Origin of the sequence: Chitinophaga nivalis (genome assembly GCF_025989125.1) — a bacterium.
Taxonomy (GTDB): domain Bacteria; phylum Bacteroidota; class Bacteroidia; order Chitinophagales; family Chitinophagaceae; genus Chitinophaga; species Chitinophaga nivalis.
Genome location: NZ_JAPDNR010000001.1, coordinates 2,327,853 through 2,344,585, shown reverse-complemented (window position 1 = coordinate 2,344,585; position 16,733 = coordinate 2,327,853). Strand labels below are relative to the sequence as shown.

Genomic DNA, 16,733 nt, shown 5'->3' with positions numbered 1-16,733 from the left:
TAACCTCTTAAATTCACAAACCCATGTTCGTAATCAAGAGAGATGGCAGAAAAGAAGCCGTTAAATTTGATAAAATAACGGCCCGTATCGAGAAACTGTGCTACGGTTTCAATACGGAGTACGTAGATGCCATAGATGTTGCTAAGAAGGTTATACAAGGTTTATACGACGGCGTTACTACCAGTGAACTGGATAACCTGGCCGCTGAAACCGCCGCATCCCTGACCACCAAACATCCCGACTATGCCCTGCTCGCATCCCGCATAGCAGTGAGCAATCTGCATAAAAATACAGTGAAATCATTCTCCAAAACAATGAAGAAACTGTATGACTATATTGATCCTAAAACCGGCAAATCCGCAGCACTGCTGTCTGATGAAGTATGGGACATCATCCGCAGAAATGCAGATATCCTGGATTCCAGCATCATCTACGACCGCGACTTTGCCTTTGATTACTTCGGTTTCAAAACACTGGAACGTTCCTACCTGCTGAAAACAGACGGAAAAATCCAGGAACGCCCGCAGCACATGTTCATGCGTGTATCTGTAGGTATCCACAAAGAAGATATCGAATCTGCGATCAAAACCTATAACCTGATGAGTGAGCGCTGGTTTACACATGCCACGCCTACCCTCTTCAACGCAGGTACACCCAAACCTCAGATGTCGTCCTGCTTCCTGCTCACCATGCAGGGAGACAGCATCGAAGGCATCTACGATACCCTGAAACAAACCGCTAAAATTTCACAAAGCGCCGGTGGTATCGGTTTAAGCATTCACAATATCCGGGCAACCGGCTCCTATATCAGCGGCACCAATGGTACCTCCAACGGTATCATCCCGATGCTGCGCGTATTCAACGACACTGCCCGCTATGTAGATCAGGGCGGTGGTAAACGTAAAGGCGCCTTCGCTATCTACCTGGAACCATGGCATGCCGACATCTTCGAATTCCTGGATCTGCGTAAGAACCACGGTAAAGAAGAAATGCGCGCCCGTGACCTGTTCTATGCCCTCTGGGTACCAGACCTGTTCATGCAACGCGTAGAACAAAACGGCGAATGGTCCCTGTTCTGCCCGCACGAAGCACCCGGACTGCACGAATGCTGGGGCGAAGCCTTCGAAAAACTGTTCACCCAATACGAACAGGAAGGCCGTGCACGCAAAACCGTAAAAGCACAGGACCTCTGGTTTGCTATCCTGGACGCCCAGATAGAAACCGGTACGCCTTACCTGCTGTATAAAGATGCGGCCAACCGTAAATCCAACCAGCAGAACCTGGGTACCATCAAGAGTTCCAACCTGTGTACCGAAATCATCGAGTATACAGATGCCAACGAAGTAGCGGTATGTAACCTGGCTTCCCTCGCCCTGCCCCGTTTCATTACAGACGGTCAGTTCGATCACCAGAAATTATTTGAAGTTACCTACCAGGCTACCCTGAACCTGAACAAAATCATCGATAATAACTTCTACCCGGTAGAAGAAGCACAACGCAGCAACCTGCGTCACCGCCCGATTGGCTTAGGTGTACAGGGGCTCGCGGATGCCTTTATCCTGATGCGTTATCCGTTTGAAAGCGATGAGGCGAAAAAACTGAACAGCGAAATATTTGAAACCATCTACTTCGCGTCCCTCACTGCTTCTCACGATGTAGCCAAAAGAGAAGGCCCCTACGAAACCTTCCCAGGCTCACCAGCCTCCAAAGGTATCCTCCAGTTTGACATGTGGAACGTTACACCATCTGCACGCTGGGATTGGGACACCCTGAAAGCCAACATCGTAAAAGACGGTATCCGTAACTCCCTGCTGCTGGCGCCAATGCCAACGGCTTCCACTTCCCAGATCCTCGGCAACAACGAGTGTTTTGAACCATACACCTCCAACATCTACACCCGTCGGGTACTGAGCGGAGAGTTTGTAGTGGTAAACAAACACCTGCTGAAAGACCTGGTAGAACTGGGCCTGTGGGATAACGACATGAAAACAAAGATCATCTCCAACAACGGTTCTATCCAGAATATTGCGGAAATTCCTTCCAATATCAAAGAACTGTATAAAACCGTTTGGGAAATCAAACAACGTAACCTCATTGATATGGCGGCAGACCGCGGTGCATTCATCTGCCAGTCGCAATCACTGAACCTGTTTGTAGACACCCCAAGTGCAGCCAAACTGACTTCCATGCACTTCTACGCCTGGAAGAAAGGATTAAAAACAGGCATGTACTATCTGCGTACCCAGGCTGCTTCACAGGCAGTACAGTTTACCGTAGAGAAACAAGGTGGCCAGCAAATACAACCGGTAGTAGCTGCCGGCGGTGATGGCGCGATGGATGAAATCATCGAAGGTGCGGTTTGTACTATGGAAGAAGGTTGCGTTACCTGCAGCGCTTAATGGTTTATGTAAGTATAAATGAGAAATCCCTGGCTGAGAGGCCAGGGATTTTTTTGTGTGTATGATGCATGATATCTTGCTTAGAAAGCACCTAATTCTGCCAGCACCGCATAGTGTGAACCGGCGTAATTAGAACCTGTTACCACCTTGATATATTTCGCATTCACTGGCGCAGTAAAAGTCACATACTGCTTACTGTTGACATTCGTCAGGGTATAATTACCCCGGGAAGTATACGTGCTATTATCCGTGCTGGTATATACCGTGATATCTTTCAGCGAACCATTCAGGTTGGCCCGCTGGAGGAAGGCCAGTCCCTTCAGCTGTTGCGTGGTATTCATGTTTACCACCACGGTATGCGGATGCGCAGGCTGTACGCTTTTCCACTGGGTATGCCACACCGTAGCCTGGTTGTTGTCCAGCAGGTTCGTAGCCGGCCCGTCATCTTCCTGGCTGCTTACAGAAGTAATCGTCCAGGCTGATTTATTCAGTTCATCTTTTGTACTGATATCCAATACCGGCTCATTATTTACAAAAGTATACGGATAAGATATTTCAGTAGATGAACCATTGGTATACAGGAAGCGGATACGCAGGCTGTAGTTACCCGTTTTTTTCTGCAGCTCACTGATAGGCATACTCACCTGAAAGCTGTCGCCCGCCGGCGCTGCTACCCAGGCCACGGCATCATAGTCGTTGCCACCTTCGGGATCATTGTATACGATCACATTATTCACCGTTTGTGTAGCGCTGAACCGCACCTTCAGGGCAATATTGCCACTGGCATAATTCGCCTTAATGGTATTGATGGTTGTATTACCACCACCATAAAAACCGCTGCCACTGCTGGTACGGAATACCTGGCAGTTATTCAGGATGGCTGCACTGGCCGCCGTCAGGAAGGTAGCGCTCTTGCCATAGGTATAGTTGCCACTACCCATTAAAGCCGTGCCTTTGGTCGCATCTGCCGCTTCTGATACTTTTTCCTTGTTATGCGGCAGGTTCAGGCCGTGGCCCAGTTCATGCATCAGACCACCGATCCATTTGGTAGCCCGGTTGCCGAGCGTTGTTGACTGGCCCAGATAGCTGGTATCCATTTCGGCATAATCCAGCGCAAAGCACCAGCGGCCCAGCCCATAAAAAGGTACGCCACCGGGATCGCCATCCGCCCCGTAGGTGCTGGCTGGCATAATCACCAGGGTATGTTCACTGTGCTTATCGCCCGGATGCGCTGCAAACCACGTATTAAGCTCATTAATGGCAGTATTGCCGCCGCCCTCATAAGGATAGCCTGCCTTCGTCAGCGCGCCTTTAACCACGGTTATTTTCACATTACCGAGGGAATCCAGCCGCAAACCGAAGGAACGGTCGCCATAACCATAATAATTCATCCATTTGCCATAGAAACGCTGGCCTTGTTTCAGAATACCGTTGAGCCGTGCCCGGTAGTTAACAATCGTGTCGCCATCGGACGGTACGAAATACACCACATTCAGGTCGTACGCCGATGCCGTTAAATTACCCAGCGCCATAGCGGGGTCGCCGGAAAGGGTTTGTAAACGGCTGTCTGCATCTTTTTTACAGGCACCTATCCACGTGGATAACAATAGCATACCTGCCAACAATAGATTTGGGTTCTTTTTCATTGTTCAGTTTTATTGATTAACAAAAAGTGGTAATTACGAGACTTTGGTTACTTAACAAGATAAATAAAAAAATCAGGAATCCTGTATTAAAAAATCCCTGTTCAGGTAGATGACCTACGCGGAGATCATCTACCTGAACAGGGATGATAAAAACTGTTTTTACTTACACACGCGCGACCGTGCAGACATTTTTTTCCAGCCTGCTTTTCAGTCCCATCAGCAGCAAGGCCACTACGCCAAAAGCCAGCATACTCCAAGGCGCCTGCTGTACGCCATACTGCGCAATCACCCAGCCACTCACGGCTGTACCCACCGATATCCCCAGGTTGCCAAAGGAAATAGACAGGCTGTTGGCAAATTCCGGCGCCTCCGGTGCGGCCGCTATCATGTAGGCCTGGCCGGTCAGGAAACAGGGCGTATGCAAGACGCCCCATACTGTTATGAGTATCACTGTCAGCAGGGGTAATTGTCCGGCGTAATAAATGCCGCCCGATATCACCGTCAGTCCCACCAGCCAGATGGCCGTGGTACCGGTAATACTTTTGCCCAACGCCTTTCCGGCCACCACATTACCGATCACGCCAGCCACGCCGAACAGCAGCAACATACTGCTGATCATACGGGCATCCATCCCGTATACCTGGCCCAGGTAATCTGCGAAATAGCTATAGGTCGTAAACATCGCCGCATTCATCGCGCATACCACACCTGCACTCACCAGAAACACCGGCTTCCGCAGGATACGCAGCTGACTGCCGAATGCGATACGTTGCTTCACCGGCATGGAGGGCAGTAACAGCAGCACCGCCAGTAAGGCCAGTATACTCACCGCCGTCTGCACCACAAAAGAAGCCTGCCAGCGGCTGGTAATACCCGCTATATACGTCGCAAAAGGCACCGTCGTAATTGTGGCTATGCCAATACCTCCCAGCACGATGGCCATCATCCTGTGTTCCGCTTTTTTATCTGCCGCCGCAGTAGCTGCCGCAATGGCCGTGGAGATATACACCGGTTGTAAAAAAGCCGGCAACATACGCACCACCAGCAACAACCAGAATGGCGGCGACAAAAACGATACCACGCCTGTTACTACAAACAGCGACAAACTCACGGCCATCACCGTCTTACGATTATACCCGGAAAAAGCCAGGGTCATAACAGGGCCCGCCAGCGCTATCACCATCGCAAATGCACTTAACAACAGCCCGGCTTTGTCGATGGTGATATGATACGAGGCGGCCACCTGCGGTAAGATGCCAATGACGCCAAATTCCGTTGTAATGATCCCTATCAGCCCTAAACTGCCGATATATGCTATCTTCTTCATGCGGGCCCTATTATACTGCTGTGGTGAAGAAATACCGGCGGAGCGTATCCGCTACTTCCCCGATGGCTTTTTTACCATCGGGAATCACACCGCCCATCTGGAAAAATCCGTGTATCATTCCTTTGTACAGCGAAGACTGTACTGCTACACCAGCGGCCTTTAATGCCTGCGCATACGCCAGCCCTTCATCCCGCAGCGGATCATATTCTGCCGTGATGACCAGCGCCGGCGGCAAGCCGGTGAGATCCGTTGCCCGCAGCGGCGATACATCCGGATGCAGGCGGGCCACCTTATCCGGTACATAGAGGTCCCAGGCGATGATAGCGCCGGCCAGATCCAGGTTAGGTCCGTTGGCAAATGTTTTCCACGAAGGGGCATCCAATGCGGCATCCGTTACCGGATATACCAGCACCTGCAATGTTATCTGCGGGCCGCCTTCCTGCACGGCGCGCCGGGCTACTACTGCTGCCAGTGCGCCACCGGCACTGTCGCCGGCAACGGCTATACGTTGGCTATCAACACCCAGTGCTGTAGCTTCCGCTGCCACGGCCTGCAACACCGCCCACGCATCCTGTATACCAGCCGGGAAAGGCCGCTCCGGCGCCAGTCCATAATCCACTGCGATCACCACACAGCCTGCTGCATTCGCCAACGCCCGCAGCGGCCGGTCGTGGGTGTCGAGATCACCGAGATAAAACCAGCCGCCATGGAAGTATACGACCACCGGCAAATCCGGTGTGGCAGCTGGCCGGTACATGCGTACCGGTATCCCGGCCAGCAACCGGTCTTCTATATGATGCACCGCTTCGGCAGGTCCTGCCAGGGTGATAAATTCCCGGTAAAAATGACGCCCGGTGATCATGTCATTATCATATGCCGGCAAGGTGTCGCCGATACGGCCAATAAAATCCAGGGCCGCCTGTACTTCCTGCGGCAATTGCATCGTTGCTTCCATATTATCTTCCTGCTTAATTAAAAAAATATGCCTGCAATCTGGCACAATCATCTACATAAAGAAAATAATACGATTTATCCTCCTTCATAAAAATATTTATACCTTCATGCTATGGTAAATCTCGAGTGGTACCGCACTTTTAAAGCCGTATACCAAACCGGTTCGCTGACGGCTGCTTCCAAAGCACTCTTTATTTCACAGCCGAATGTGAGTCAGCATCTGGCTGCGCTGGAAGTACATGTAGGTAAACAACTCTTTGAACGTAAACCCAAGCTGCTCCCTACAGATTACGGCAAACTGTTTTATACACAGGTAGTAGAACCATTGGAAAAGCTGGAGAATGTAGAAACTGACTTTCGCCATCGCTGCGCCACGCCCCTGCTGCCCACCATACACATAGGCGCTGTACAGGAATTTTTTCATACCGTATTATCGCGCAACGTAGCTAAAACAGCGGCTCACCTGCTCGTTACTTTTGGACTAACCAAAGACCTGATCCGCCAGCTGCAAAAAGGAGAATTGGACTTCGTAATTGCCACTCAGCAGATTACTGATCCACACCTTACCTATGAGCCGATATTATCAGAAGCCTTTATACTGGTAGCCCATCCCGGCCTGGACATTACCCCGCTGAAAAACCTGATCCGGAAACAAGCCATCGACAAAATTGAAAACTGGTTGCTGGCACAGCCCTGGTATGCCTACAGCAGCGACCTGGCCATCATTCGCCGCTTCTGGCTCGAGAACTTTAAAAAGCGACCCGCTATCAGACCGCAGTTTATTATTGCCGATATGAATACCATTCTGCAAGCCATCCGCTATGGTAAAGGCATGACCATCACCGCCAGTTACCTCGCCACAGAAATGATAAAGGCCAAACAACTAACAGCCGTATGGAAAGGATTTATACCTACTACCAATACCATTTATCTGGTGTATGATAAAACAAAAGTTACGGCTGCACAGCTTAAAGCAGCGCAGGAACTGGTAGCCATAAAAGAGCGCGGATGACAAGCAATCAGACCCATTATAAATTTTCCCGGATCGATATTCCTATTAAAAATACCCGCCCAAACCATTCACCAGTAAGCATTACAGCATTTTTCCCTTTTTGATCAACTTCATGTCATTGTCATTTTTTCCGACACGTGAAAATCCCGGTTTAGGTTTTACTTTACTTTGCTGGCACTGAACTGTACATGAAGCCACGTAGCGAGGTGAAAGAGCAAAAATGCGCTTATGATTTTGGAGATAGAAAGTGTTAAACCACAGGGAATTATATTTAATGATGATTTTAATATTCATGAAGAAAATGATATAGTAGAGATAGACCGGATATCGTATGCAGCAGGCGTAAAAGATACCAACAAAGTGATAAAGGTAGATGAGATCTACCTTTATTATGTTAACATCGACAGCGAGCAAGGCATCGACTATCGTGTATATACCGATACGCCTTCCCTCCAGCTGATGTTTAACCTGTGTGCCAACTTCCTCTTTGCCATGGAAAAAGGTACTACGCCGGATATCAACTTTCAGTTCAATCAACACAACATCATTTGTTTTCCCCGCCTCAACAGCTATAGCAGCTGGGCGCCCGGCAACAACCAGGAGTATATCGAAATCATTCTTCCGCTGGCCTTCTTCCGGAAGTATATTCCGCTGCAAAAAGTATTCAATCATTTTCACAGTCAGCTGGAACGGGAACAAATAGCTACCCTGAGTCAGTATAACATGCCGGTCACACCCGCCATGCGCAACATCCTGCAGGAGATCATCCACAATCAGCGTACAGGATCCTATAAAAAAATGCTCATCGAAGCACGGATCATCGAACTACTCATGCTGCAACTGGAGCAATATGAAATGTTGTCGCAAAACCCTGTCTGCACAGGGTTACGCAAAAGTGAAATTGACCGCATGCATGAAGCAAAAGACATCATCCTGCATAATCTTACCAATCCCTGTTCGCTGATAGACCTGGCCCACCAGATCGGCACCAATGAATTTAATCTCAAGAAATCATTCAAGAAAGTTTTTGGCACCACCGTATTCGGGTATCTGAATCAGGTAAAAATGGAAGAAGCCCGCAAACTATTGCTCAGCCAGGAACACAATGTGAATCAGGTAGCCGCCATGATGGGCTACAACGACGCCACCAATTTTTCTGCGGCCTTCAAAAAACATTTCGGCATCCTGCCCAGTAAGCTACGTTAGCCTTTACGGTCAATTACTCCTTTTTTCATCGAAAACGCTCCGTCGTTCATCGCAGCCGCCGGACAACCCTCCTTTAACTTTGCATCCGCAAACAACAGCAAGCATTCCATTACAGGGGCACAGCCTATGCTGTGCCCATACATCACAGCTCATTTTAAATTTAAAAATAAGTGTATCGTCATCTTTTTACTTCCCTTGTATTGATTATATCCCTGTACTGTTTTACGCCGGGATCTGTTATCGCACAACAACCAGGCACGCTTTCCGGCACTGTCAGAGACCATAACGGGCAACCTGTTCCCAAGGTGACCATCCTGCTGAAAGGCGCCAAACGCGGTACCACTGCAGATGAAAAAGGCCACTACCAATTCACTGGTTTGCCTGGTGAAAAAATCACCTTACAAATCAATGCAGTGGGCTATGCGCCTTTTTCCATTGTAGTAACACCCGGTACCCTGCAACAGGACCTCGTACTTCGCCCACACACGCAACACATCAAAGAAGTAAATGTGGAAGCGATGTCGGAAACCAGGAAAGCAGCCCGCCAGGCTTATCAGGTGACGGCCATCGACGCGGTTAAACTGCATAACACCACCCTCGATATTGCCCATGCCCTTAGCTATGTGCCCGGCGTACGTGTACGGGAATCCGGCGGCCTCGGCTCCAATATCGACTTCTCCCTGAACGGTTTCAGCGGCAACCAGGTAAAGTTTTTCATCGACGGTATCCCCATGGATAACTTCGGCAGCTCCTTCGGTATCAACAATATCCCCATCAACCTCGCAGAAAGAATTGAAGTATATAAAGGCGCTGTACCGGTAACACTGGGGGCAGATGCTCTCGGCGGCGCGGTGAACATCGTCACTAACAGTCAGCGTACCAATTACCTCGACGCCTCCTATTCCTTTGGTTCCTTCAACACACATAAGTCTTCCGTAAACTTCGGCCTGCACACCAAATCCGGCTTTGTACTCCAGGTGAATGCCTATCAGAACTACTCCGACAACAACTACTGGATCGAATCCGAAACACCGGTAGACCGCTTCGGCACCGTGGAAAAAGTACGTGCCCGCCGCTTCCACGACCGGTACCACAACGAAATGCTGATACTCGGCGTAGGCGTTCGTAAAAAGAAATGGGCCGATCAGCTCATGTTGGGCGTGAACCTCGGCAAAAGCGAATCCCAGCTGCAAAACGGCGCCACCATGGAAGACGTATACGGACAACGGTTAGCGAAAGGCAACATCCTCATTCCTTCCCTGAAATACATCAAAAAAGATCTGGGACTGAAAGGCCTGAGCCTCACCGTCAACGCCAACTACAACCTGGGTAATGAACAAACCATCGATACCGTATTCAAAGAATATAACTGGCTTGGCGAAGTCGTAAAAGACCACACTGCCAACGACCCTACCAGAAAAGGCGGGGAAAGAAGCCGTATGAACTACCGCTACAAAGACAACAACGGTATGTTCTCCGGTAACCTCAGCTACCGTATCAACGATCATCACTCCGTGGTACTCAACAATACCTATACTACGTTCAGGCGTACCGGTGAGGACCTCCTCAACGAAAGCGATGTATACCTCGAACGGCCACGTACTGTACGTAAAAACGTCATCGGACTGGCTTACCGCTTTGATTATTCCGACAAATGGAATATCACCGCCTTCGCGAAAAACTATCGCCAGTTCAGCCGCTCCTTCCTCAACGTAAAAGGGAAAGACAATCCGCAACGGGAAGACTATGACTGGCGTGAAAACAGTTTTTCTGCTACCGGCTATGGCATGGCCTCTACCTACTTCCTGAAAAGTGACCTCCAGTTAAGAGCGTCATATGAACATGGTATCCGTGTACCTGGCAGCAGCGAATTATTTGGTAACGTAAACACCCTCACCGGCAACATTGACCTGAAACCGGAAAGCAGCGAAAACATCAACCTGGGCGTGATCTACTCCCCTACGTTCAATAAAGTACATCGCCTCATCATCGACGCCGGTATACTCTACCGCTACTCCAAAGACTTCATCCGGCCTAGCTTGGCTAAAGGTTCTGCCTATACCATACAACAAATGGTGAACCTCCGCGATGTGGATAACAAAGGAGTGGAAGCCAGCGTACAATATGCCTACAAAAACAAACTGCGTGTAGGCGCCAACTTTAGCTACCAGCATCTGATCAATCAGACCAAATACGAAGACGGAAAAGCCGCCAGTGGTGTCAGCCTGGTATACAAAGACCGCCTGCCCAACATACCCTATATGTTTGGCAACGCAGATGCTTCCTACACGTTCCATCAACTGTTTGGTAAAAAAGATTTCCTGACCCTCAACTATACCCTGCAATACGTGCACGCTTATTTTGAGGGATGGCCCAGCCTGGGAGAAGAGGAGACTAAAATTACGATCCCTACCCAGTGGAATCATGGCGCCAGCCTGCTGTACAGCTTTGGTGGCGGCAAATACAACGTCAACTTCGAATGCCTCAACTTAACGGATGCCCTGCTGTATGATCACTTCAAACTACAGAAAGCCAGCCGTGCATTCAACATCAAATTACGCTACTTCTTATTCCATCAGAAATAATATCACTATCAAAATATAATATATGAAAAAAGTAAAACTACTCTGTTACGGTGCGTTGTTCTCTACTGCTGTTCTCTTCTCCTGCTCCAAAAGCAAGTCGGATGATACCGGTACGCCAACAACACCTACTACCCCCGGCGCTACCAGCAAATTCATTGTTTCCGGTACGGCAGCAGTAGCAGAGCAGGATAAAACCTACCTGTTTACCACCGACCAGCTCACCAGTGGCACCATCAGCGTAAAAGGCAATGGTCGGGAAACCAACGGTTCTACCCTGCACATCCTGAACAACAAAGCATTCTGCTTCAAATACAACCGCGGCAACGATGGCTTCACCGAAGTATACCAACTGAACAACAACGGTAAACTGGACCAGGTAAGCTCTTTCTCCGTAAAATCCGTCAACGTATTCCTGCCATTTAAAAACAATCAGTACCTGCTGGCATATAACATTGGCAGATCCCTGACGACCACCGGTACCGCTTACTGGATCAATACTTCTACCAATAAAGTAGAAAAAGACCGGGCTTTCTCCCAAATCATGATCGACTATAAAGGTAAACGCCTGGCTAACTACTATGCTTTTATCTATGGCTTCTTTGAATACGGTAACTTCATCTACGCAGTATACGCACCTACCTATGGCGGCACCGGCGATAAAGATCCACAGGACTACAGAAACGTAGCGTTTGTATCCGTGTTCGATAAAGACATGAACTTCGTTAAAACCATCTCCGACGACCGTATGCCTTACATCGGCCGCTACTACACCGGTACCGGTCTCGGACAGACAGAAAACGGCGATATCTATGCTTTCTCCAATGGTGAAACCACTACCGCCAACAACCACTCTGCCTTCCTGAAAATCACCAACAACGAATTTGATAAATCCTACTACTATGATGTGGAAGCTGCTGCCAAAGGCATGCGTATCCACTACGGCAAATACGTAGGCAACAACAAATTCCTGCTGCTGATGGTAAGCCGGGATGAAGCTAAAGCTGAAAGTGAAGGCGCTAAAGTGGCGATCGTTAACGTGGTAGATAAGTCTTTCACCTGGGTGAGCGGCATCTCTGCCAAAATAGCTTACGAAGCATATGACTTCCCATTATTCTCTCATGGTGGTAAAGGTTACATCGCATTACCGGAAAGCAGCACCAAAAGCGTGATCTATGAAATTGATCCTGCTACCAACAGTGCTAAAAGAGGACTGGAACTGGATGGTATCAAAGCCGTTACCGGTTTGGGTAATCTCTCTGATCGTTTATAAACAATCCTTATCCATAGTAATAAAAAATGGCCGGTATCTACCGGCCATTTTTGTTATCCGTTGTTAAGAAAATTCGTATACTGTTCCCATACCCGCTCAAATTCTTCCTGCATAATCGCTGTAGGGATAAAGGCAGGGTCCTGGGCTATTTCCTCGATATCCGGCACTGGTACCTCTCCCAGCATCGTGCCTCCAAACTCCATTCCTGCGCCGGCAAATCCAAAACTATCATCGGCGTATACCTCCACCTTTCGTACTTCATACATTTTCTCATCTATCTCGCTATAGAGCCATACCGGATCAGTGTCTTCCTCATGGATCCAAAGGACTTTTATATACATCATAGATGGTGAGGTTTAGTGGGTGGTAAATTGTTTATCTAATATCCATCTAAAATACTCATTCATCTTCAAAGCAAAAAACGGCGACCAAATCTAATTTCACGCCTTCATATGCAGTCTCAATATTCTGGATCTCAGGATTCAAATGTTCTCTGTAAGATAGGTATTGACCCGCTATTGATAAATCAGGAAATAAGCCGTTTTCATTTAAGGAACATTCAAATACAGACGTACCTTCTTTCATCTCGTTGTAAACTGTCGAAAATAAAATACTTTCCGCATAGTCATTTTCAATGTATACACAATCATATCCTAAAAACCCGAAAGCCTCCATTGAAAAGTCATCAACCACAGTAGTATCAACTATTTCAAAATATAACAACTTTGTATTCTTGCTGGTTCCCCTTCTTTTCAACCAGGCATAATACGCTCTTAAACAGGCATTATTCTCTGTCTGATAAATCAAAACATTATCTTCCAATACTATTGATCTGGTAGGATTTTCCTTATTCCAAGTATCCAAATCAGCCCATGCAACCATTGAACATTCATCTCCGCAAGCATCTATGCCAGTATAATTAGTGTTTACCTCTCTTGAGATGATTATAAACTTATTTTTCATATGCTTACTTCCGGTATTACAAACTTCCTATAAGGCAGACCAGTACATGCCTATCAATGGGGCTGAGTTGTTTATAGAAAAAACGGGCCTATCCTCTATCATTATCCTATTTCCTGACGCAACTTGTTCTTAACCTCATTTTCCAGCAATCCTCTTCTCTTCTCCACATTAATAACATCCAGGATATTAGGCGGTCTTGCAGCATAATATCGGATTCTAAAATATTGTTTCCCAATATTCAAACTGTAAAACTGATATATATTGGATCTGATCATACCCAAATCTTTCAAGTGTATCAGATCAATATCATCTGCATTGAATGTAAAAACCATTTTCCTTCGCTGTAAGAAAAATTGTCCGGAAGACCTATCAGCATACAAACCAAAATCGTTAAACATCAGGTTCCAACTATAATAGCTATTCAACAGGATCACTATTACAGGTATCGATATATCCAGGAAAGTATGTTTACTGCCAAATAAATAGAGAATACTTAGAAAGGAGAAAAAAGAACTTATTATTGCCCCAAACCAGCTATGCACATTATTATTGGATGAAACCTTCGTCATTTTTAGTTAATTGTATGCTATATATTATTCCTACTCGTTTCAAAATTTCCATTCTAACATATCACCATTTACACACTTCACATTCATAACCCCATTCACAACAGACAATTCTTCATACACATCTGACAAGAAATAATTATTAACTACGCTATATTCTTCCACCTCTATTATTTCCAATTCAGTCACTATAACTAATTTATTTCCTATTTGTATTAAATCAATAAAATTAAAAGGTAGTTCTAATTTCATTAATACCTTATTCTCACAAAAATCTACAATAGCAAAACTCAAATCTATACCTATCGCCATATCACAATGAGTTATTGTAAAAACCCTGGGACTAAGTAAATCGCTTTGCCAACCAATCAGAAAACTAAAGACTGCATTATTACCCACTAAAGCAAACCTTCTATCTAAATATCCCGATTTAAATAATAATGGTTTAGATGAAGTATTAAAATCGCTTTCAGTTATTTCTTTAATAACAATATCCAATCTCATTATTTAAGTTTATATCTTTTTGGAACAAGTATACTGAACGATTTCACCATCTTAACCATGCACATAACCTCACACAATGACATCTTCCGTCATTTTTCAGCGACGAGAAAACCATCTTCTTTTCAAGCTAAAAACAACAATTAAGAGTCCAATGAAATAATTGAAAGAAACAGGTATTTTAACTACCGAATGAAATTTTCTCAGATCATAATATTCATAGTATTCAATACCTTTTAATTGTAACAAGGCTGATACTACTATCAAAGACAGACCACAAAAGATTCCGATTACATTCCCCCACTTTCTAATAAAAATACTAAGTTGTTGAATCATTCTCTTTTTCTTAAGTGTAGTACAATTATAACACTTCTCTAAACTCCCTTGAATCAGGCACTCTCTCCAGCTCTGTTCCAATTGGCATATTCAAATATGGTATTATTGTCGGATCTATGTTTGCAATAGTATTCAAATGATAAGCTTTACAATTATTTGCATCATTCAGATATTCTGAGGTTTCATTTCCTGCAAAAAACCTCCACCCACTATCATATTCATTTGATGGCGTCTCCCGATACAGGTACTTTATTAGCATGCCATCAATGGACACTTTATTTGTAATAATTCCACCTCCCATTTCAACAGGTACTAAATGAACTATTTCATCTATAGAAAATTGGATTTCATTACTCATATCTTCACTCTTTATTTTCATATTTCACATCTAACATTTATTGATAGATTTCCAGCTCCCCTTTTTCAAACAAATCCATATAATATTCAATCGTTTCAGCGGTGCCTGTACAATAAATATCGCATGTTATTTTGCTAATTATAAAAGGAGTATTACCAAGTAAAAGCCAAGAATAATCACCAGTTTCTACATATTTTTTTGAATTATAAAAAAACACAAAATAGGTAGCTCTTTCTATCGTATATTCATCTACCACAACTATTTCTTCAATTTCTTTTGACTCCTGCAATTTAAGCTTTGCCTCTATAATTTTTTTAGCATCCCTTTCTAACAACATAAATTAATATTTAATTATTATGTACTGCTATATAGACATAATTAATCAACATATTGATACATATTGATACATCTTATTACATCTACTTAGTAAACTCCTCATATGAATCAAACTTCAAAACACCTGTCTTTGCATAATTCCAACCTCTAAATTCGGAGTACGGGTTAAATAACAATTATAATCTCGACATCTTACTCATCAACTTCCACATAAGATGAGTTTCTTTTTGCGGTAACCAATATATAAATTCTTTAGTCTTTAATCGGCTTAGTGTATCCACATTTAATTTAAACTTCACTTGGTCATTTAATAGAAAAACACACACCAGATTAAGCCAATATGAAGATTTCATATCTTGAATCAAAAAAAACATTAAATCATCAAAAGGAAAAATATGCTCTATGCTATAATCCTCACTCACTATTCCTTCATGGATCGAATCTACCGAAAGTTCAAATTGTGTTAACAAACGTAATAATGATGTCTTAAACCTAATATTTTCGAGATAATTTTCTTTTTGTAAAAAAAACTCACCATTCTCATTTACATATATGTAAACACCTCCTTTTCCTGAATAAACAATCTTATTATCAATCATCTCACTACTTTTTATTTATATAAAATAGCTTCAACTTTTATATCTATTTTACTCAAATGACTTTTTATTACTCGGAGTATCTATCGCATCCTTACAAAAGGATCCAATTTTTTCCGCTCAAATACTATACAATAATATCTTATCGGGCATATCACCTTCTACCCTTGTTATCTAGTAAGAAAACATCTTCATCATTATCCTCTATTTTCTGATAAACAATCCGTTCATCACCATTAGCTGTAATCAAAATCCATTCAAAAGGATTTATGGACTTCTCACTTATTAATATCTCTGTTTTCAAGAAGCAACAAATATGACTTGCCATTTCCTTAGGTCTGTATATTACATTCGCATTCAATTTGGCATAAAGCCATAACTGTATACAAAAATCGCCTCTCATTAGTATACTTTCGAATAATAAATCCTCTGGTTGATCCATATCATGGTCGAAAGAAGCTATTGAAATATTCTGACCTATAAAAAATGCCTTAAGGCATTCCAATATTCGTTCGTCGCTAAATTGATCTTTAATCAAAAAATTGTACATACCATTAATTTGCATACACTTTATGAGTCTAAGACCTTCAAGACACAAGTTTCATTCGCATTTTTTAACAAGTGCCGCGAACTGTTTGACTTCAAAACAGTATAATATAATTTAGGTCTTTTCGCGAT

Annotated in this window: 15 protein-coding genes; 5 read left to right on the top strand and 10 right to left on the bottom strand. The window is 44.8% G+C overall.

Going from position 1 to position 16,733, the window contains the following annotated elements:
* The first annotated feature begins 23 nt into the window (after positions 1–23).
* Positions 24–2,399: a ribonucleoside-diphosphate reductase subunit alpha gene (locus OL444_RS09620; RefSeq protein ID WP_264733429.1), complete on the top strand. Its 2,376-nt coding sequence runs from the start codon at positions 24–26 to the stop codon at positions 2,397–2,399.
* Positions 2,400–2,479: 80 nt separating this feature from the next.
* Here the strand turns inward: OL444_RS09620 and OL444_RS09615 are convergent, their stop codons facing one another.
* From OL444_RS09615 to OL444_RS09605, 3 genes are all read right to left on the bottom strand, one after another.
* Entirely contained in the window at positions 2,480–4,045 is a 1,566-nt protein-coding gene (locus OL444_RS09615) for a discoidin domain-containing protein (protein WP_264733430.1), read from the bottom strand.
* 163 nt (positions 4,046–4,208) lie between these two features.
* Positions 4,209–5,372, bottom strand: a complete 1,164-nt coding sequence (locus tag OL444_RS09610) for an MFS transporter (protein ID WP_264733431.1) — start codon at positions 5,370–5,372, stop codon at positions 4,209–4,211.
* Between the two features lie 10 nt (positions 5,373–5,382).
* Positions 5,383–6,327: an alpha/beta hydrolase gene (locus OL444_RS09605; protein ID WP_264733432.1), complete on the bottom strand. Its 945-nt coding sequence runs from the start codon at positions 6,325–6,327 to the stop codon at positions 5,383–5,385.
* Positions 6,328–6,438: 111 nt separating this feature from the next.
* Between OL444_RS09605 and OL444_RS09600 the strand changes: the two genes are divergently transcribed.
* The 4 genes from OL444_RS09600 to OL444_RS09585 all read left to right on the top strand — a co-directional run bounded on the left by OL444_RS09600 (position 6,439) and on the right by OL444_RS09585 (position 12,399).
* A complete protein-coding gene (locus OL444_RS09600) occupies positions 6,439–7,338 on the top strand; it encodes a LysR family transcriptional regulator (RefSeq protein ID WP_264733433.1) in 900 nt (299 codons plus the stop codon).
* Positions 7,339–7,566: 228 nt separating this feature from the next.
* Entirely contained in the window at positions 7,567–8,544 is a 978-nt protein-coding gene (locus OL444_RS09595) for a helix-turn-helix transcriptional regulator (RefSeq protein WP_264733434.1), read from the top strand.
* A 170-nt stretch (positions 8,545–8,714) separates the two neighbouring features.
* Positions 8,715–11,129 carry a TonB-dependent receptor gene (locus tag OL444_RS09590; protein WP_264733435.1) on the top strand — a complete coding sequence of 805 codons (2,415 nt, stop codon included), beginning with the start codon at positions 8,715–8,717 and terminating at the stop codon, positions 11,127–11,129.
* A gap of 22 nt (positions 11,130–11,151) precedes the next feature.
* Positions 11,152–12,399, top strand: a complete 1,248-nt coding sequence (locus OL444_RS09585; protein ID WP_264733436.1) for a DUF4374 domain-containing protein — start codon at positions 11,152–11,154, stop codon at positions 12,397–12,399.
* A gap of 53 nt (positions 12,400–12,452) precedes the next feature.
* On the opposite strand, the gene OL444_RS09580 is transcribed toward OL444_RS09585, so the two are convergent.
* From OL444_RS09580 to OL444_RS09550, 7 genes are all read right to left on the bottom strand, one after another.
* Positions 12,453–12,743: a DUF6881 domain-containing protein gene (locus OL444_RS09580; RefSeq protein WP_264733437.1), complete on the bottom strand. Its 291-nt coding sequence runs from the start codon at positions 12,741–12,743 to the stop codon at positions 12,453–12,455.
* A 55-nt stretch (positions 12,744–12,798) separates the two neighbouring features.
* Complete coding sequence (locus tag OL444_RS09575; protein WP_264733438.1) at positions 12,799–13,362, bottom strand: hypothetical protein; 564 nt, start codon at positions 13,360–13,362, stop codon at positions 12,799–12,801.
* Positions 13,363–13,970: 608 nt separating this feature from the next.
* Positions 13,971–14,432, bottom strand: coding sequence for a hypothetical protein (locus tag OL444_RS09570; protein WP_264733439.1), 462 nt, complete (start codon positions 14,430–14,432; stop codon positions 13,971–13,973).
* A 358-nt stretch (positions 14,433–14,790) separates the two neighbouring features.
* Positions 14,791–15,144, bottom strand: coding sequence for a DUF2185 domain-containing protein (locus OL444_RS09565; RefSeq protein WP_264733440.1), 354 nt, complete (start codon positions 15,142–15,144; stop codon positions 14,791–14,793).
* A gap of 16 nt (positions 15,145–15,160) precedes the next feature.
* On the bottom strand, positions 15,161–15,460 hold the full coding sequence (locus tag OL444_RS09560; protein WP_264733441.1) for a YrhB domain-containing protein: 300 nt from the start codon (positions 15,458–15,460) through the stop codon (positions 15,161–15,163).
* Positions 15,461–15,635: 175 nt separating this feature from the next.
* Entirely contained in the window at positions 15,636–16,058 is a 423-nt protein-coding gene (locus tag OL444_RS09555) for a hypothetical protein (RefSeq protein WP_264733442.1), read from the bottom strand.
* A 151-nt stretch (positions 16,059–16,209) separates the two neighbouring features.
* On the bottom strand, positions 16,210–16,605 hold the full coding sequence (locus OL444_RS09550; protein WP_264752017.1) for a hypothetical protein: 396 nt from the start codon (positions 16,603–16,605) through the stop codon (positions 16,210–16,212).
* Positions 16,606–16,733: the final 128 nt, after the last annotated feature.